Origin of the sequence: Streptomyces sediminimaris (assembly GCF_047049295.1) — a bacterium.
GTDB classification, from domain to species: Bacteria; Actinomycetota; Actinomycetes; order Streptomycetales; family Streptomycetaceae; genus Streptomyces; species Streptomyces sediminimaris.
In genome coordinates this window covers 3042290-3060664 of the sequence record NZ_JBJWOT010000001.1, presented here as the reverse complement: position 1 = coordinate 3060664, position 18375 = coordinate 3042290, and the positions used below count along the sequence as shown (strand labels likewise).

Sequence of the window (18375 nt, the reverse complement as noted above, 5' to 3'; positions counted from 1 at the left end):
GGGTGCGGACGCGGGTTCTGCGTACCGGTTCGCCTCACTCACCCCCCTGCTGCCGCAGCGACACCGCCGGGTCTCCCCGCCGCAGCGCCGGCACCGCCGTCACCAGCAGCGGGGCCAGGGCCACCGCCGCCAGCAGTACGGCCACGCGCGGCACGGGGAGTTCGACCAGTACCCGTGGCACCGGGCGGGTGGCCTGCGCGGTCAGCACGATCAGCGGGACCACCGCCCGGGCCAGCGCCGTGCCCAGCGCCGCGCCCACCACCAGCCCGAGCGTCACCAGGGAGCCCTGCTCGACGGCGATCATGCGGGCCAGCCGGCGGCGCGGGGCCCCCAGGGCCCGCAGCACCGCCAGCTCCGCCTCCCGCTCCCGCAGCGAACCCGCCGCGCTCACCGCGAAACCGACCGCGGCCAGTGCCGCCGCGACCCCGGCCGCCGCCGCGAACGCCGCTTCCGGGCCCGCCCCGAACGGGTCGTCCCGCAGCCGCGCGGCCGTCTCGTCCCGCACCACGACCTGCGCCGGATCGAGGTCGGGCAGGGCGCGCAGCGCCGCCGCGACGCGGGCCGTCCCGCCGGGGTCGGTCCGCAGCCACCACTCCGTGGGCCCGACGCCGGTCCCGTGCCGGGCCGCCAGCACACGGTTCAGGGACCGCAGATCGACCAGCAGGCCGCCCCCGCTCGCGTCACCGGTGGTCGGCAGCTCCCGTACCGAGCGCACGATCCGCACCGGCACGCTCTGCCCGGCGACCGTCACGTCCACCCGCTGCCCGGTGTGCGCTCCCGCCGAGCTGAGGAACCGGTCGGTCGCCACCGCCGTGACCGCGGGCGGATCGGGCCGGCGGACCTGCACCCGCACCGTGAGCGACGCGCTGACCCAGGTCTCGTCGCCCGGCACGTACCCGGTGCCGTAGGCGAGGGCCGGTGGCCCCGGCGGACCCGTGCCGAGCATGACGGGCCTGGTCGCCTCGTCCGGGGAGGCGAGCTGCCCGTCGCTGGTCACGGACGCCTGCCAGGAGGCCGGCAGGGAGACCTTCCGCGCGGTGCCGTCCGCGTCCGTCGCCGTCAGACCGGTGACCCGGAACCGGTGCCGCTCGGGACGGCCGACCGGCTGCGGCATCACCAGCTGCACCGCGGTGAGGGTCAGCGGCCCGCCGGAGACGGGCACCTGCAGGGTGTGCGCCCGCCCGTCGGAGGGGAGTTGACCGGCCGGTATGTCGTACGGCGTGCCGTACGCGTCCTCCACCGCGGCCGTCACGTCCGCCGTCGTGCCCGGGCCCGCGGAGCTGCGCAAGGACACCGTCAGCCGCAGCCGGGTGGTGTGCGCGGGCACCCTCGCCCCGGCCGTCCGTCCCTTCGCGCCGAGCGCCGCGAGCAGCGGCCCCACGGGCTCGGGCGTGAGGTCCCGGCGCATCAGGACCGTGTCCGACGCGTGCTCGGTGTCCAGGGCCAGCAGCGTGGCCGTACGGCTGCCGGACAGCGGCAGATCGGCCCGCAGGGCCGGGGCGGCCTGCCGTACGTGGGGGAGGGCCGCGTACCGCTCCGTGCGCCCGAGCCCGTCCGCCCCCTCGGCGAGGACGCGTACCGGCGCCCCCGCCGCGAAGTCCGCCTGGTCGTCCTGCGAGCGGTCCCAGGAGGCGCCCTGCCCGATCGCGAGCATGCCCAGCGCGACGGCGAGGACCAGCAGCAGCACCGGGCCCGCCCCGCGCATCGGGCGGCGGCTCAGCCGCCAGCCCACCAGCGCCGCGGTCAGCCCCCGCCCGCCCGCAGCCCGGCGCTCGGCCGACCGTGCCACCAGGGGCAGCAGCCGCAGGGTCACCACCGTGCCGGCGAGCAGCGCGAGGGCGGGCGCGGCGACCAGCAGCGGGTCGACGCCGAGGGTGCCGGACCGGCGGGCGCTCACCGCGCCCGAGGTCTGCCTGCCGAGCTGCCAGTACGCCACCGCTGCCACCGCCAGCAGGCCCAGGTCCGCGCCCGCGCGCACCGGGGCGGGCAGGGCGCGGGCCCGCACCGGCCCGAACCCCTCCGCGGTGAGCGCGGGCAGCGTCACCGCCAGCGCGCATCCCAGTGCCACGCACACCGCCACCAGCCACACCCCTGGCCGCCCGCCGGCCGGCACGTCCAGCCGCAGCCCGATCCTGGCCGGCGCCCCGTGCCCGGCCAGCAGCCGGGTGAGGGGTCCCGACAGCAGGGGCGCGCAGACCACCGCGGGCACCGCCAGGAACAGCGCCTCCAGGGCGGCGAGCGCCGCGACGCGCGCCCGGGAGGCGCCGCGGGCCCGCAGCAGCCGTACCTCACCGGCGCGTTCGGCGCTCAGCAGCCGTGCCACGAGCAGCAGCGCGCAGCCGGCGAGGAGTACCAGTTGCAGGGCGACGATCAGCAGGGTGGAGCGGGAGACGAGCAGTGAGCGCTCGATCCGGTCCAGGACGTCGGGCAGGGAGGTGCTCACGGCCGTGGTGCCCCTCAGCGCCGGCTGCCTGCGCAGCGCCGCGCCGCCCGCGACGGCCGCCGCGCGCAGGTCGCCGATCCGCCCGGTCGTCAGCGCCGAGAAGTCGGCCGTGGCCAGCCACGCGGACTGGCCGGCGCTCACCCGGCCGCCGCTGAGGACGCCGGGAGCGGCGAGCAGCGGGCCGTACGTCGTGAAGCCGACCGTCCGGACGCCCCGGCCGCCGAGGTCGTCCAGCCGCCAGTAGGGGTCGTCCGGCCGGGTGGGCCGGTACAGGCCGGTGAGCGTGACGCGCACCGCCGGGCCGCCGAGCCGGTCGGTGAGGGTGAGGCGGGCGCCGGGCTTCAGCCCGAGCCGCCGGGCGGCGGTCCGGGGCAGTGCGGCCTCGACGGCGGAGCCGTCCCGGGGCGCCCGTCCCGCGACGATGCGCACCTGCGTGGGGTCCAGCGCCGCGAGATACGTCAGATCCGGTTCCCCGGACCGCTCGGCGGGCGGCCGCAGCGAGCGCGGCAGACCGTAGGGGCCCGAGCGCACCAGGGTCCGCACGGTCACCGGCAGCCCGTCGAAGGTCCGCCGCGCACCCTGCCGTACGGCGCTTCCGGCCGCGGCGCGGCCCCCGGCCGGCACGTCCGCCTTGACGATCAGAGCGGAGTCGGCGGCGTTCCGCGTGTCGCGCAGGGAGCGACGCAGGGCGGCGTCGCCGATCGCGCCCGAGTAGGCGGTGAGCGTGGTCAGGACGGCCGTGCCGAGCAGGACGGTGAGCAGTGCGGCGGCGAGCAGGAGACGGTGCGCACGGGCACGTAACAGGACGAACCGTGCCACCGCACCGAACGCCGTCACGCCCAACCCCCCGTGGTTGTCCAGACCTTCGGGCGATGCTGTCAGAGAGGTCGGGTCACGGGTAAGCGCTTGTACGGCGGACTTGACCGGATCGTGACCGGATTCCGGCGTGACACGACCGGAATCCGCACGTCGGGTGATGCCGGCCGGGCGGTACCGGTCAGCCCGGGGAGTTGATCATCGAGGCGGCGGCGTAGGTGAGGTACTTCCACAGCTGCTGCTCGTGCTCCTCGGACAGGCCCAGCTCGTCGACCGCGTCCCGCATGTGCCTGAGCCAGGCGTCGTGCGCCGCACGGTTCACGGTGAAGGGGACGTGGCGCATGCGCAGGCGCGGATGGCCGCGCCGCTCGCTGTAGGTCGTCGGACCGCCCCAGTACTGCATCAGGAACAGCGTCAGGCGCTCCTCGGCCGGGCCGAGGTCCTCCTCGGGGTACATGGGCCGCAGGACCGGGTCCTGTGCCACGCCCTCGTAGAACCGGTGGACGAGGCGGCGGAAGGTCTCCTCGCCGCCGACCTGCTCGTAGAAGGTCTGCTCCTGAAGCGTGCCGCGCCGAATCTCATTCACCCGTCCATGCTCTCAGACCGCGGGACGCAGGACTTGAGGCGTAGGTCCCCGCGGTAGGCGTGGGTCCCCGCGGTGGGAGGCCGGATTCCGGACCGGCTCGTCGCGGTGCTCGCCTCGGGCGCCGGCGCGCAGGACAGTGGACGTATGGGTACGCACGCCCCCGGCGAAGGCGACGGCGAGGACATCGAGGTCATCGAGGACGTCGAGGACATCGAGGACATCGAGGTGCTCGCGGCCTCGGCGCGGGCGGAGCTCGTGCGGGAGATCGAGGCGGGCGGGGCCTGGAAGGACGACCCGGTGTGGCGGGAGGCCTTCGCGGCGGTCCCGCGCCATCTCTTCGTGCCGTACTACTACGTCGGCGTCGTCGGCGGCTACGAGCGGCGCTGGGGCGAGAGCCCCGATCCGCGCACCCGGGAGAAGTGGGTGCGCGGCGCCTACGCGGACGCCCCGCTCGCCACCCGGCTGCGCGACGGGGAGCTGCTCTCCTCCAGCAGCCAGCCGTCGCTGATGGCGATGATGCTGGCCGAGCTGCGGGTCGAGGACGGCAACCGGGTGCTGGAGATCGGCGCGGGCACCGGCTACAACGCGGCCCTGCTGGCGCACCGGCTCGGCGACGACGACCTGGTCACCACCGTCGACCTGGAGCCGGAGATCACCGAGGCGGCCGGGCGGCACCTGGAGGCCGCCGGGTACCACCCGGCCGTCGTCACCGGCGACGGCGCCCGCGGGGTTCCCGAACGCGCCCCCTTCGACCGGATCATCGTGACCTGCGCGCTGACCTCGTTGCCGCGTGCCTGGCTCGCCCAGTGCAACCCCGGTGCCCGCATCCTGGCGCCGTTCGCCACCGGCCTGCTCGCCCTGACGGTCCGGGACGCCGCCCGTGCGGAGGGCCGCTTCCTGCACACGCCCGCCTACTTCGTGCCCCTGCGCGGCACGGGCCGCCCCGAGGAGGAGCCGGCCGACCTCGCCGGGATTCCGCGCCGGGCCGGGCAGCACGACCTCTTCCGCTTCCTGCTCTCCCTGACCCGTGGCGCCCTCGACCCGCAGCAGGCCCTCACCCTGTGGGAGCGCGAGGAACGACCGCCGCGCGAGCGCTACGGCGTCACGGTCCGCGGCGAGCGGGAGTGGGCCTGGCTGGACGATCCGGAGGGCCCGAACGTCTGGCCCCTGCCAGGCCGGACCGGCGGCTCGGCAGCGCCCTGAAGGGCGCGGGCAGCCGCGCGACCGGCCACGACGGTGCCGCGGACGGACGACGGCACCTCGCGGCGCTTCCGGCCGGGTCCCGGCCCCTAGCCTCGGCGGATCGTGATCGTCGTCCAGGCGCCCACGTGCACCCGGTCGCCGTCCTGCAGCGGCACCGGCACGAAGGGCTGGATCGGCTCCTCGGAGCCGTTGACCGTGGTGCCGTTCGTCGAGTTCTGGTCGACGACCGCCCAGCTGCCGTCCGGCTGCTGCACCAGCACCGCGTGCTGGTGCGAGACGCCCGGGTCCTCCGGCGGCACCGCCAGGTCGATGTCCGGGGTGTCGCCGGTGGAGTGGCGGCGGCGGCCGATGGTGACCTGGTTGCCGCTGAGGGTGCGCTGCTGCTCCGGCGAGTACGCGGGCAGGTTCAGGCCCGCGGCCTCGGGGCCGGAGCGCTGCATCATCGCCATGAAGTACTCGCGGTCGGGGCCGATCGTCGCCGTCCAGGTGGCGGGGCCGGCGGGCGGCTGCCCGTAGCCCTGGCCGGGCGGCGGGGCCTGGGCCGGGCCCGGCTGCGGCGGGTAGCCGTAGCCACCGCCCTGACCGGGGCCGCCGGGGCCGCCGGGACCTCCCGGGCCGCCGCTCGGCGGGGAGATCACCCAGTCCTCGTCGCCTCCGCCGAAGGACGGGCCGCCGGGCTGCGGCGGCCGCCCCGTCTCCTGCGGGAAGCCGGGCGGGGCCGGCGGACCGGGCTGGTGGAAGGCCTGCGGGGCGCCACCACCTTGACCGGGGCCGCCGGGGCCGCCGGGGCCACCGGGAGCACCGTGGCCACCCGGAGCACCCGGACCACCCGGGCCCCTGGAACCACCGGGACCGCCATGACCGCCGGAGGGCCCGGGGCCGCCGGGGCCACCAGGTCCACCCGGGCTGCCGGGTCCACCCGGACCACCCGGTCCACCGGGACCGGCGGGCGGTGTCGGGCCCGGTGGCGGCGGGACCGGGCGGTCGGAGCCGAAGCCGGACGGGTCGCCGAAGGGGCCGGCCGGGCCCGAGGGGTCCGAGCCGTAGGGCGGGCTCGGCGGGATCGGCTCGGCGGGACGGTTCACCTGGGACGGGCGCGAGCCCTGGTACTCGTAGGAGTCACCTGCGCCGCCGTAGGACGGACCGGGGCCACCGGGACCGGGGCCACCGGGACCGGGGCCACCGGGACCGGGCGGCTGCTGGAAGCGCACCGCGGGGCCGGGCGCCGGCGGGCGCGGTGCGGCCGGGGTGTAGGAGGTCGCCGTGTTCGTCAGGAAGTTCCACCGGCACTCCTCGCAGAAGGGCGCGCCGCCCTCGCGGGGCGTACGGCACTGCGGGCAGAGCTCCGGCTCGGGGTCCGGTACGGCGGACAGGTGCCCGCGGCCGCCGGGCGGGGGGCCCTGGCCGGGCGGCGGGAAGCCGTAGCCACCGCCGGGCGGGGGCGGCGGCGGGGGCGGAGGCACGGCACCGGCCATGCGGTGACCGCAGACCTCGCACCAGTCGTCGGAACCCGACTGGTGTCCGTTCGGGCAGGTCGGCATGTCGGCGCTTCCCCCTCTCCTTTTCCGGCCTTCCGGCCGGGTTTCTCCAACCCCAGGGGGCCGGGCTCGCTCTTCGCTGCGTCACTTCTTCACACGAACAGTCTTCGTCGACCGGGTCTCGAGCGTCATCTCGTCGGCCTCCGCGACCTTCGCCTTCAGTCGCACAGTACCGGTCGCGGCGTCGACCACGTCCACCACCTTCGCAAGCAGTTTCGCAGTATCCGCGTTTCCGGAGGCGCTGGCGAGCTGGACGGCCCGGCCCAGTCTGGCCGTCGCTCCGTCGAAATCTCCCGCTTTGCGCAGATCGAGCCCCTGCTGGATGGCCTGTGCCAGCTCGGCCTGCCCCGTGTAGTGGGCGACCTGGGGGTTGATCGCCGTGGAAGCGGCCATGTCGTCGGTCCACACGGCCCGTACCAGGCCCTGGGCGCCGAGGTTCTGCGCCCCGCCGTCGGGCTGCGGGACGACCAGTGAGACCCGGGCGGCGAGCATCTCCTGGCCCAGGCCCGCGGACGGCACCTCGACGCACACGTGGTAGTCACGGGACTCGTCGCCCCAGGAGCCGGTGGGGTAGTCCCCGGCGCGCGGGCCGGCCTCCGTGCGGCGGTCGGTCAGGTCCTCGACGGTGGGCGCGACCTGCTTGACGAACTTGATGGTGGTGCCGACCGGCGTCCACAGCCGGAGGGCGACGTCGGCGACCTCCTTGCCCATGGCCGTCTCCATCATGTGCGTGAAGTCGGCGGCGAGGGCGGCCGGGTCGGCGACGATGTCGGCCGTGCCGAGGAGCGCGGAGGCGATCCCTGTGACTTCTTTCACTTCCCAGTCGGTGCCCACACCTCGTGCGTCACAGGTGAACCGTCCGGCACAGGAGTCCAGGCCGGCCCTGAGGTCCTCGGGCGACTCGTGCTCGTTGCGGCCGTCGGTGAGCAGGATGCCGTGACGGATGGCGACGTCGGCGGAGGAGAGCAGGCGGTCGGCCAGCCGCAGCCAGGTGCCGATGGCCGTGCCGCCGCCCGCGGCGAGCGTCCGCAGCGCCTGCTTGGCCTGCTCGCGGGTGGTGGCATCGGCGACGGCGAGGCGTCCGCCGCCCGGGTAGACCTCCTTGGCCACGTGCGTGCCGCCGATCACCGCGAAGTGCACCCCGTCGCGCAGGGTGTCGACCGCGGCGGCCGTCGCGTCCCGGGCGTTGCGCATCTTCGTCGGCGGGTAGTCCATCGAGCCGGAGCAGTCGACCATGATCGCCACCGCCGCGGACGGGCCCCGGCCCGGCGCGTAGAGGTGGGGTGCGGCCACCGCGCTGCCGACCGTGCCGCCGCCGGTGGCGGTCACCGTGACGATGGCGTTGACCTCACGGCCGCCCTCGGGCAGGTACTCGTTCTGGTACACGTCCATCGAGAACTGCGGCACGTTGGACTTCGAGAAATTGGCCATGCCTGCTCAAATCCCCCTCGAAGACCTCACAGTCGTGAGGTGGTTCCGGTGGTTCCTGGAAGTGGACCGGTCCCCTCCGGTCCGCCGAGACCGTCCCCGTACGCGGCCTCAGGCCGATCCTGCCCCCTGGGACACGGCCGGGAACGGCACGACGGCCACTGTTACGTTGTCGTGGCCCCCGCCGTCCAGGGCATGGCCCACCAGCACACGGGCGCTGTGCAGGGGACGGCTCGCGGCGTCCGGCGGGAGGAGCTCGGCCATCTCCTCCGCCGCCTCGGCGTAGTTCCACAGTCCGTCCGTGCACACCACCACCGCACCCGGCCGGTCCGGCTTGAAGGACGCGGTGTGCGGCTCCAGTTCGTAGGCGTCCGCGCCGAGCCAGCCCGTGATCGCGTGGGCGCGGTCGTCGGCGTACGCCTCGGCCTCGCTCATCAGGCCCGCGGAGACCATCTGCGCGGCCCAGGAGTCGTCCTCGGTGAGCCGGGCCGGGGGCGAGGCGCGGTCCACCGGGACCCAGTAGACGCGGCTGTCGCCGACCCAGCCGACGACCAGCAGCCCGGGCGTCACGACCGCGCCGACGATCGTGCACGCCGGCGCGTTCTGGTGCGGGCTGTGCTCGCGGGCGGTGGCGGGCTCGTCGGCCAGGGCGTTGACGGCGTGCGAGGCGGCCACGATCGCGTCGTGCATGCCCTGCTGCGGGTGGGTGCCGCGCTCCAGGGCGGCCAGCAGCGACTCGTTCGCCGCCCGGGCGGCGGCGAGCGAGGCGTCGTCGGGGCGGGTCGCCGAGGAGACACCGTCGCAGACCACGGCCACGGACGCGGGGGAGCCGTCCGGGAGGGTGGCCAGTCCGATGCCGAACGCGTCCTCGTTGCGGTGGTGGCGCAGCCCGCGGTCGCTGACCGCGGCGACCGGTCCGGCCTCCTGCTCCATGTGGTCGCGCTCGCGCGGCTGCGCGTGCCCGCAGTTCTCGCAGTAGCCGTCGCTGTCGACGCGGCCCGCGCGGCAGGCCACACAGAGCTTGGCCGCCGACTCGGCGGACGCGGAGGGGCCGGCCACGCGCGGGTCCGGCGCCTGCAGGGGGTACTCGTCGGGCTCCGGCGGCCGGTCGAAGCGCACCCCGGAGGCCGGGGAGACCGGCGATCCCGTGGGCGGCGACGGGGGCGGCGGCAGCGGGGAGCCGGCCGAGTCCCTCCCGGGCACGTCCGCGGACCGGTGCGTCGCCGCCGGGGCGTCGGTGCCGTCCGGCTCGGCGGCCTGGGGCCAGGACGCGCCGCCGTCCGCCGGCGGCGCGCCGTTCAGGGCGATCGTCGGGTGGTCCGCCGGCGGCGCCGGCACCGCGGACAGGTCGTATCCGCACGCACCGCAGAAACGGTCGTCCGACTCGAGCGGCCACTCGCAGCTCGGGCAGTTCGACAGGGCGGCCTGCTGGGGCATCTGCGACATCAACTACACCCACGTCCGGGGGCGGTAACGGTTGGCACGTTCCACCAGGTCGATCCTCTCCTCGCCGCCGGGCGCCAGCCGGGCCAGCGTGCGGTACGAACGCTCCAGGCCGAAGCGGAGGCCCCGCTCGTCCAGATCGCTGCCGAGCAGCACCCGCCGCGCCGCGGGCGCGGAACCCTGGCCTCCGGAGAGTATCCAGTCCAGCGCGCAGCCGAGGACCTCGGCCGACAACTGCTCCCGGCGCGCCGGATCCAGACCATAGGCGTCGAGCGCCTCGACCTGTCCCGCCGCGGCGGTCAGGTCGTCCAGGAACGCCACGTCACCGGCGGTCGCCGTGCGCCCGCGCAGCCGCGCCCGCACGGCGGCCACGCGCGCGGCCGTGTAGTGGATCGACGACTCCGGGACCGACTCCAGCGTCCGTACGGCGCCCGGCCGGTCCCCGGTGGCGAGCTGGACGCGGGCCAGGCCGAAGGCGGCGCTGACGTGGCTCGGGTCGGCCGCCCACACCAGCCGGTAGTACTCGGCCGCGTTGTCCAGCTGGCCCAGCACCTCCGCGCACAGGCCGAGCGCCAGCTTCGGCGCGACCTCACCCGGGAAGGCGTCGTAGATCGCGTCGAAGGCGAGCGCGGCGCCCTCCTGGTCGCCGGTCACCAGCGCGGCCACGCCGCGGTACCAGACCACCCGCCAGTCGTCGGGGCGCTCCTGCTCCAGGTTGACCAGCGCCTCCAGCGCGGTGTGAGAGTCGCCGTTCTCCAGCCAGGCGCGGATCTGCCGGAGCCGGGTCTCCACCGACGGCGCCGGCGCGGCGGCCAGCGCCCCGAGCAGCTCGGCCGGCGCGGTCGTCATCAGGCCCGCCAGGAAGCCGGCGTTCGGGTCGGAGGGGTCGACGCGGGGCACCGGCAGGGCGAGGGCCGCGACGGCGGAGTCGACGGGTCCGACGATCGCCCGGGAGCCGTCGGGCGGCGCGGGCGGCCGGGGCCGCTGCCCGCCCCGGCGCACCGCCCGCGCCCCCAGCAGCGACACGTCCCCCTCCAGCCTGGGGAACAACTCGGTGTCGGTGACTCTCAGTTCGGGCCCGAACAGCGTCGACAGCGCGGGCCGTGCCCGCCCCGACTGCAGGGAGACGACCTCGCGCAGCACACCCGTCAGCTGCTCCGCCATCTCCTGCGCGGAGGCGAACCGGCGGGCCGGGTCGGGGTCGGTGGCGCGGACCAGCAGACGGTAGAACGACTCGTACTGGCGGAAGACCTCGATGTTGTCCGGGTCGGGCAGGGAGTCCGCGAAGACGTTCGTGTAGCCCTGGAAGTCGAAGGTCAGGACGGCGAGCGTGCGGGCGACCGTGTACAGGTCGGACGCCACCGACGGGCCGGCCTCGGCGACCTCGGGCGCCTGGTAGCCGACCGTGCCGTAGATGGCCGACTCCTCGTCGTCCATGCGGCGCACCGCGCCCATGTCGATGAGCTTGAGCTGGTCCTCGGTCTGGATGGCGTTGTCGACCTTGAAGTCGCAGTACAGCAGGTTGCGGCTGTGCAGATGGCCGAGCGCCTCCAGCGCCTCGATGCCGTACGCGCACGCCTGCTCCACCGGCAGCGGATCGCGCTTGCCCGCGGGCGTCCGGCGCGCGTTGGCGATCTCCTTCAGCGACTTGCCGCCGACGTACTCCATGACGATGTAGCCGTCCAGGGAGCCGGTGCGCTGGTCGAGGTGCTCCACGAAGTTGTAGATGCGCACGATGTTGGAGTGCTCGATCTCGGCCAGGAAGCGCCGCTCCGAGATCGCCGCCGCCATCGCGTCCTGGTCACCGGTGTCGAGCAGGCCCTTGAGCACCACCCACCGGTCGGAGACCGCCTTGTCGACGGCGAGGTAGACCCAGCCGAGCCCGCCGTGCGCCAGGCAGCCCACGACCTCGTACTGGCCGTGCACCACGTCACCGGCCTTCAGCTTCGGCACGAAGGAGTACGGGTGGCCGCACTTGGTGCAGAAGCCCTCCGTACGGCCCGGCCGCTCACCCCGCGCCCGGCCGACCGGCGCCCCGCAGTCCGAGCGCGAGCAGAACCGCTTGCGCTCGGGCACCTCCGGGTTGTCCAGGACCATCTCGCGCGGGGCGGGCCGCGGCACGTCCGGCACCTCCACCAGCCCCGCGCCCAGCCGGCCGCGGCCGCTGGTTCCGGTGCCGGAACCGGAGCTGCGCACCGACACCGAACGGCCGGAGGTACGGCCCGACAGGGAGCGGGAGAGCCGTCCGGAGACCGAGCGGCGCGACTTCGACGACTGCGAGGACGTACGCGAGCTGCCGCGGCCGCTGGAGCGCGAACTGCCGCTGTCCCGCGACCCCTTGCCGCCGCCCGTGACGCCGGTGGCCGGCGAGCTCACCGTGCCGGTGGCGGACACCACCGGTGCGAGGCCGCAGGTGTCGCAGTACAGCTCACCACCGCCCACGTCCTCGTAGGCGCCCTCGCAGCCCGGTCGCTGGCACTGCTGCTGTGCCTGGCTCATGACGTCACAGCACCCCCTTCGTCACTCACGCTCCCGCACCCCGCGGTCCGCGGGTCCGCCCTGACCCGGCACCCGCGGGGCGCCCAGCGCCTCGGCCGCCGCCTGCTGGTAGCGCAGCACGGCCTGCTCGGCGACGCGCAGGTCGCAGGGCGCGCTCCACAGCATGCGGCGCGCCGCGTCGTACCTCTCGGTGAGCAACGGGTCCTCGGCCAGCCCGTGCCGGGCGACCTTCGCCCGGTAGGCGTCGAGGCGGCCGCGCAGCTCGGCGCGGACCGCGAGCGGCGCGGTCACCGCGGTGAGCGACTCGCGGGCGCGCAGCAGCTCGTCCTCCGCCTTCTCCTCCAGGGACTCCAGCAGCGGGGAGAGCCGGTGCCACTGCGCGTGCCTGCGGTACTCGGCGGCCGTCGCCAGCTGCTCCTGGAGCTGGGTCGGCGGGCCGCTGACGACCGGCACCTCCGTGGCGGCGATCTTCGCCAGGACCTCGCCGCGCGCGCTGCGCGCCTCCGCGAGCGTGCGGTCCGCGCGGCTGAGCACGTCCCGCAGCTTCACCAGCCGCTGCTCGGCGTCCTGCCGGACGGTGAGCACGGCGTCGATCTCCCGGCGCACCTCCTCCAGGGCGCGCGCCTCGCGGTCGTAGACCGTGGTGTCCGGACGGCCGCCGCCGGGCGCCGAACTGCCCTGCGCGGGACGCCAGTAGGCGAGCGGGTCGGAGACCACCCGCTCGCGCAGGGAGGTCAGGGTCCGCGTGATGCGCTCCAGGTCGTCGCCGGCCGGGTGCTCCCCGGGGCGCACGCCGACGGAGTGGGCGAGCTTGCGGGTGCGCTGCAGCTCCGCGGCCAGTAAGTCGATCCGCGCGGGCAGCGCCGACCAGACCGCGTCGGCGGCGACGACCATGTCCAGGCTCGTCGCGTACAGCTCGTTCATCACGTCGACGAGGGCGGCCAGCGAGAACCGCCGGCTCAGCTTGCCGGACGTGCCGTGCAGCGTGGGCGCGTTCGCGGTGGCCGTGGCGGCGCCCGCGACGGCCACGGCCTCGCCGCGCAGCAGCTCGGTCAGCTCCACCAGGTCCTCGTGGCTGGACCAGCGGCGGCGGGAGCGGATCTCCCGGGCGGAGCGCAACGCGTCCGTGTAGGCGTCGAAGTACGTCCACAGCAGCGTGATCGACGCCTCCGCGGCGGCCCAGCGCTCCTCGGTGACGCCGGTGAGCTGCGCGCCCTCCAGGAGTCTGCGGCCCGCGTGGTCCTGCAGGGCGAGGAGCGAGGTCTCGATCGCCTCGTGCTCCGCGCCGAGCCGCGCCAGCGCACGGTCCACCTCGTCCCGGTCCATCACCGGCCCGGCGGGGTCCGTGGCGCCCATCGATCACCTCTCGCTGCTGTCGTGTTCCGTCGTGTCGTCTCTGACGTCCGTCGTCCGGCGTTCCTTCGATGGTCGGTCACTTGTAGTGGGCGGCGGGAGGGGTCGCCGACGCCGACTTCTTCTCGCCCTGGTCCATGGTGGGGTGCAGCCACTTCGCGTACGAGGCGGCCCATCCACCGTTCTTGACGTAGTTCTCCAGGGTCCGGTTGACCTGGCGTACCAGATCGTCGGAGCCCCGTTTCATCGCCACGCCGTAGTACTCGTCGGTGAACAGACCGCCCTTCAGTTCGACCGTCGGGTCCTGCGCCGCCTGGCTCGCGGCGAGCGCGCCGTCGGTGACCACCGCGTCGACCTCGCCGAGCTGCAACTTCACCAGGCAGTCGAGCTGGTTGGGGACGACGGTGGCGATGTCGGTCGAGGCGGGGATCCTGCCGCCCCGGTCCGCGCGCAGGCTGTCGAGCGCGGTGGAGCCCTCCGCCGAGCAGACCTTCTTCCCGGCGAGGCTCGCGTTGTAACCGGTGATCGTCGAGGTCCTGGGCGCGAGGACCTGCTGGCCGGTCCTGAAGTAGGGGGCGGAGAAGGCGACGTCCTTCAGCCGGTCGCAGTTGATCGTCATGGTGCGCACCACCATGTCGACCTCGCCGCTCTGGATCGCCGGAATGCGCTGGTCGGTGGGGATGGCCTTGAACGAGACCGCGTTCGGGTCGCCGAGGAGGTCCCCGGCGATCCGGTGGACGAGGTCGATGTCGAAGCCCTCCAGCGCGCCGGAGGTGTGGTTGGGGTTGAGATAGCCCCAGCGGTAGCTGTTGGTGTCGACGCCGACGACCAGCCGCCGGTCCTTGCGGGCCTTGATCGCGTCGATGACCGCCGTGTTGCCGTCGCCGCCGGACGGCGAGAGGCTCTGGTCCTGCGGGGCCACGCCGTTGTCGCACGTCGTCTCCGCCCTGGCCTGGGTGCCGTGGGCCAGGCTCCGGCCGCCGCCGTCCGCGGCACCGCTCGGCTGGGTGCGGGGCAGCTGCAGCGCGAAGGCCAGGGCCAGGGCGCACAGGGCCGCCATCGCGCCGACCCCGCCCCAGCCGCGCAGGCCGTTGCGCGGACGCCGGCCCGGACGGTGCGCATCCATCGTCACGCCCCCTCTCACCGGTACTCCGAAAGCCTGCGGCCGATGCCGAGCACGGCGCCGGCCGCGCCCAGCACGGCGAGGACGGCGGCGCCGTAGGGCAGGCCGGTCAGGGCGTCCTTGCCGTCGCCCGCGGCCTGCTGGAACTCCGCCTGCTCGTGGCCGAGGGCCGTCTGGAGCGCCTTGTCCACATTGTCGAAGCACACGCTCGTCGGGTCCTTGCCGACGCCGATGACCTTGTCACGGGCCTGCTGGTACTCGCCCTTGTCGTTGAGTTGCTGCGCGACGCCGTGCCGGTCCTTCCACGCCTTCATGAAGCCGTTCGCGTCCTGTACGGGCTTCCTGCCCGCCGGGTCGTCGGCGAGACCGCCGGCCCTGGTCAGGGACGTGGCCAGCCGGCCGATCTGGGCGTCGTAGCCCGCCGCGTAGGCGTCCTTGGTCGCGCCGCCGACCTTCGTGGTGTCCGCGCCGCGGCGGATCAGGCTGAGGTTCTCGTCGCTGCGGGCGGTCAGGGACGCGATGCGGGCGTCGTGCAGGACGTTCAGCGAGCGGACGCCGTGGTCGTAGGAGTCGTTCAGCCCGGCACGGGCGACGACGTGGCCGACGACGAGCCAGAGCAGGACGACCGCGGAGGCGGCCGAGGCGGTGACCAGGCCCTGGTTGAGCACCCGGTTGGTGCGCAGGTAGGTGCGGCGCTGGGCCCAGGCCAGGCCGCCGAGCGCGACGAGGCCGAGGCCGATCGCGGCCCACGGGAAGGCCTTGGCGTCGGCGTAGTCGGACCGCAGCCGCTGGTTCTCCTTCCGGTACAGGTTCTCGGCCTTGGGCAGCATCTGCTGCTGCATCTGCTCGTTCGCCGCCCGCAGGTAGGCGCTGCCGACCGGGTAGCCCTGGCGGTTGTTGGCCCGGGCGGTCTCGATCAGGCCCTTGTACTGCGGCAGCAGCTGGTTGAGGTCCTCGATGGTCTTCGCCGAGTCGGAACCCGCCCGGGAGTTGGAGGCGGCCGTGACGAGCTTGTCCGCGGCGGTGCGGATGTCCTTCTCGTAGCGCCGGCGCATCGCGGGCTTCTCCTGCGGGCCCGCGAGATAGCCGCTGGCCGCCGCCGTGTTGGCGTCGGCGAGCGAGCGGTAGATGTCGGCCGCGTCGGAGCTGAGCGGCTGGCTGCTGGTGAGCACGTCGTCGGCGGCCGCCGCGCGGTCGGTCATCTGCCAGGCGGTGACCGCGCCGAACGCGACGACGAGGAGGGCGACGAGCGCGCCGATGACGCGCAGCCGGCCCGGCTCCGTCGTCGCCGCCTCGCGCAGCCGGTCGACGCCTTCGGCGAAGGCCGTGCGGCGGGTGGCGGCCGGCGCGGGCACGGCGGCGCCGGGAGACGGGGGCGGCGGGGGAGCGGGCGGCCCCGGCTGCGACGGCACGGCCGGCATCGTGGGCAGGCCGGATCCCGGCGGCGCCGCGCTGCTCTTCGGCGGGTGTGTCACTTCGACCTCCCCCATGGTCATCCGTCGCCGCAAGTATCCCTGGCGGGTCCTGCCGGCGGCAGGGCAGGGCTCCGCATCACCCTGCCCATGAATACGCCTGGGGAATCAGTTCGGTTCCGGGCCGGGGCCGCCCCCCGGGACCCGTGCCGCGGCCCGGTCGATTATGGCGCGCCCGGGCTCAGGATTCGAAGTGGGCACGTACCTTCTCGTGCACCTCCGTCCGCGCGCCCACCCGGTCGAGGCCCAGCAGCGCGGCGCCCAGCACCGGACTCGCCGTCACCACCCGGGCCACCGCCTTCGGCGCGCGTACCGCCAGCAACTCGCGGATACCGTCGCTCAGTCGGGGATGCCGGGCGGCCAGCACCCCACCGCCGAGCAGGACCGGTGTCTCCTCCTCCAGCAGCTCCAGGCGGGTCAGGGCCACCGTCGCCATCGTGACCACCTCGCCGGCGAGCCGGTCGACGATCGCGCGGGCGATCGGGTCGCCGTCCGCCGCCGTCGCGAAGAGCACCGGTGTCAGCTCGTGGCGGCGGGCGTGCGGCACCTGCTCCAGGTGCAGCGCCTCGATCAGCGCGAGCATGGTGGGGCGGCCGAAGTGGGCGGGCAGGGTGCGGGCCAGGGCCGTGGGCTCGCCGCGCCCGTCCTCCGCGCGCGCGGCGAACCACAGGGCCTCCTCCGCCAGCCCCCACCCGCCGCCCCAGTCACCGGAGATGCGGCCTATCGCGGGGAAGCGGGCGGTGCGGCCGTCGGGGCGCATGCCGACGCAGTTGATGCCGGCGCCGCAGACGACGGCGACACCGCGCGGTTCGGTGATGCCCGCGCGCAGGATGGCGAAGGTGTCGTTGCGGACCTCCACGGCCGTGCCCCACGCGCGCGCGTGCAGCGCGGCCGCCAGGCGCTCCTCCTCCACGGGGAAGTCGGCGTTGGCCAGGCATGCGGAGACGTGGTCCACCGAGGTGACCCCCGCTGCGGCGAACGCGGTGTCCACCGCCTCCGCGAGGACGTCCACCGCCGCCTCCACGCCCACCACGGGCGGCCGGAACCCGCCGCCGCGTGCCGTGGCGAGGACGGTCCCGTCGGCCGCCACGACCGCCACGTCGGTCTTGCTGTTGCCCGCGTCGACGGCGAGGACACGTGCGGTCATGCCCACGCGAGGTGCTCCCGGTTGTGTGCGATCAGCTTGTCGGTGAGGGCGTCCGCGTAGGCGTACTGCCCGATGAGGGGGTGGGCGAGGAGGGCGCGGAAGACCCGGTCGCGGCCGCCGTGCAGGGCCGCCCGGAGGGCCAGGTCCTCATAGGCCGTCACGTTCGCCATCAGGCCCGCGTAGAGCGGGTCCACGGACGGCACCGCCAGCGGGAGCGCTCCCTTCGGGCCGACGGCTGCCTGCACCTCGATGACCGCGTCGTCGGGCAGGAAGGGCAGCGTGCCGCGGTTGAGGGTGTTGACCACCTGGTACGGGCTGCCCGCCCGCCGCCCGCCGCCCCTCTCGGCCGGGGGCCCCTCGGGCCCGCCGTCGTGACCGCCCAGCAGCGCCGCCGCCAGGTCCACCGCGGCCTCCGAGTAGTAGGCACCGCCGCGCCTGGCGAGCAGCTCGGGCTTCTCGTCGAGGGCCGGGTCGCCGTACATCTTCAGCAACTGCCGTTCCATCTCCGCCACCTCGGCGGCCCGGGAGGGCTTGGTGCGCAGCTCCTCCACGACCTCGTCGTGGGCGTAGAAGTAGCGCAGGTAGTACGACGGGACCACGCCGAGGCGGTCGAGCAGGGCCCTCGGCAGCCGCAGGTCGCCGGCGATCGCGGCGCCGTGCTCGGCCAGCAGCCTGGGCAGGACGTTCTCGCCCTCGGGGCCCTCCAGGCGTACGCCGGTCTCCCAGGTGAGGTGGTTGAGGCCGACGTGGTCGAGGTGGACGTCCGAGGGCGCGACGCCCAGCATGCCCGCGAACTTCCGCTGGAAGCCGATCGCCACGTTGCACAGGCCGACCGCCTTGTGGCCGGCCTGCAGCAGCGCCCGGGTGACGATGCCGACCGGGTTGGTGAAGTCGATGATCCAGGCGTCCGGGCTGGCGCGCCGGACGCGTTCGGCGATGTCCAGGACGACCGGGACCGTGCGCAGCGCCTTGGCGAGGCCGCCGGCGCCGGTCGTCTCCTGGCCCACGCAGCCGCACTCCAGCGGCCAGGTCTCGTCCTGTGCGCGGGCCGCCTGCCCCCCGACGCGCAGCTGCAGCAGCACGGCGTCGGCGCCGTCGGCACCCGCGTCCAGGTCGGAGGTGGTGACGACCCGGCCGCTGTGGCCCTGCCTGGCGAAGATGCGGCGGGCGAGCCCGCCGACCAGCTCCAGGCGGTCGGCGGCCGGGTCGACCAGTACCAGTTCCTCGACGGGCAGGGTGTCCCGCAGGCGTGCGAAACCGTCGATGAGTTCGGGGGTGTAGGTCGAGCCTCCGCCGACCACGGTGAGTTTCACTGGAGGTTGCC

12 protein-coding genes are annotated in these 18375 nt (G+C 75.1%); 1 reads left to right on the top strand and 11 read right to left on the bottom strand.

Features of this window, described 5'->3' with window-relative positions:
- Window positions 1-34 precede the first annotated feature (34 nt).
- Window positions 35-3280, bottom strand: a complete 3246-nt coding sequence (locus ACJ9NR_RS14200; protein ID WP_412487920.1) for an FtsX-like permease family protein — start codon at window positions 3278-3280, stop codon at window positions 35-37.
- A 160-nt stretch (window positions 3281-3440) separates the two neighbouring features.
- Window positions 3441-3845 (bottom strand): globin, encoded by a 405-nt coding sequence (locus ACJ9NR_RS14195; RefSeq protein WP_412487919.1) that lies wholly within the window; start codon window positions 3843-3845, stop codon window positions 3441-3443.
- 144 nt (window positions 3846-3989) lie between these two features.
- Between ACJ9NR_RS14195 and ACJ9NR_RS14190 the strand changes: the two genes are divergently transcribed.
- The gene (locus ACJ9NR_RS14190; RefSeq protein ID WP_412487918.1) at window positions 3990-5048 is read left to right on the top strand and encodes a methyltransferase domain-containing protein; all 1059 of its coding nucleotides are present in this window, start codon (window positions 3990-3992) and stop codon (window positions 5046-5048) included.
- A gap of 86 nt (window positions 5049-5134) precedes the next feature.
- On the opposite strand, the gene ACJ9NR_RS14185 is transcribed toward ACJ9NR_RS14190, so the two are convergent.
- The 9 genes from ACJ9NR_RS14185 to ACJ9NR_RS14145 all read right to left on the bottom strand — a co-directional run bounded on the left by ACJ9NR_RS14185 (window position 5135) and on the right by ACJ9NR_RS14145 (window position 18364).
- Window positions 5135-6589 (bottom strand): FHA domain-containing protein, encoded by a 1455-nt coding sequence (locus ACJ9NR_RS14185; protein WP_412487917.1) that lies wholly within the window; start codon window positions 6587-6589, stop codon window positions 5135-5137.
- 81 nt (window positions 6590-6670) lie between these two features.
- Window positions 6671-8017: a vWA domain-containing protein gene (locus ACJ9NR_RS14180; RefSeq protein ID WP_412487916.1), complete on the bottom strand. Its 1347-nt coding sequence runs from the start codon at window positions 8015-8017 to the stop codon at window positions 6671-6673.
- 108 nt (window positions 8018-8125) lie between these two features.
- On the bottom strand, window positions 8126-9463 hold the full coding sequence (locus tag ACJ9NR_RS14175; protein WP_412487915.1) for a PP2C family protein-serine/threonine phosphatase: 1338 nt from the start codon (window positions 9461-9463) through the stop codon (window positions 8126-8128).
- Window positions 9464-11956 (bottom strand): serine/threonine-protein kinase, encoded by a 2493-nt coding sequence (locus ACJ9NR_RS14170; RefSeq protein WP_412487914.1) that lies wholly within the window; start codon window positions 11954-11956, stop codon window positions 9464-9466.
- A 21-nt stretch (window positions 11957-11977) separates the two neighbouring features.
- Window positions 11978-13312, bottom strand: a complete 1335-nt coding sequence (locus tag ACJ9NR_RS14165) for a coiled-coil domain-containing protein (protein WP_412487913.1) — start codon at window positions 13310-13312, stop codon at window positions 11978-11980.
- Window positions 13313-13388: 76 nt separating this feature from the next.
- On the bottom strand, window positions 13389-14435 hold the full coding sequence (locus tag ACJ9NR_RS14160) for a glutamate ABC transporter substrate-binding protein (RefSeq protein ID WP_412487912.1): 1047 nt from the start codon (window positions 14433-14435) through the stop codon (window positions 13389-13391).
- A gap of 14 nt (window positions 14436-14449) precedes the next feature.
- Window positions 14450-15907: a GlnX family signal transduction membrane protein gene (locus ACJ9NR_RS14155; protein ID WP_412487911.1), complete on the bottom strand. Its 1458-nt coding sequence runs from the start codon at window positions 15905-15907 to the stop codon at window positions 14450-14452.
- A 178-nt stretch (window positions 15908-16085) separates the two neighbouring features.
- Window positions 16086-17057, bottom strand: coding sequence for an N-acetylglucosamine kinase (locus ACJ9NR_RS14150; RefSeq protein ID WP_412487910.1), 972 nt, complete (start codon window positions 17055-17057; stop codon window positions 16086-16088).
- Window positions 17048-18364 (bottom strand): 6-phospho-beta-glucosidase, encoded by a 1317-nt coding sequence (locus ACJ9NR_RS14145; protein WP_412487909.1) that lies wholly within the window; start codon window positions 18362-18364, stop codon window positions 17048-17050. Before ACJ9NR_RS14145 ends, ACJ9NR_RS14150 begins: the two co-directional genes overlap by 10 nt.
- Window positions 18365-18375: the final 11 nt, after the last annotated feature.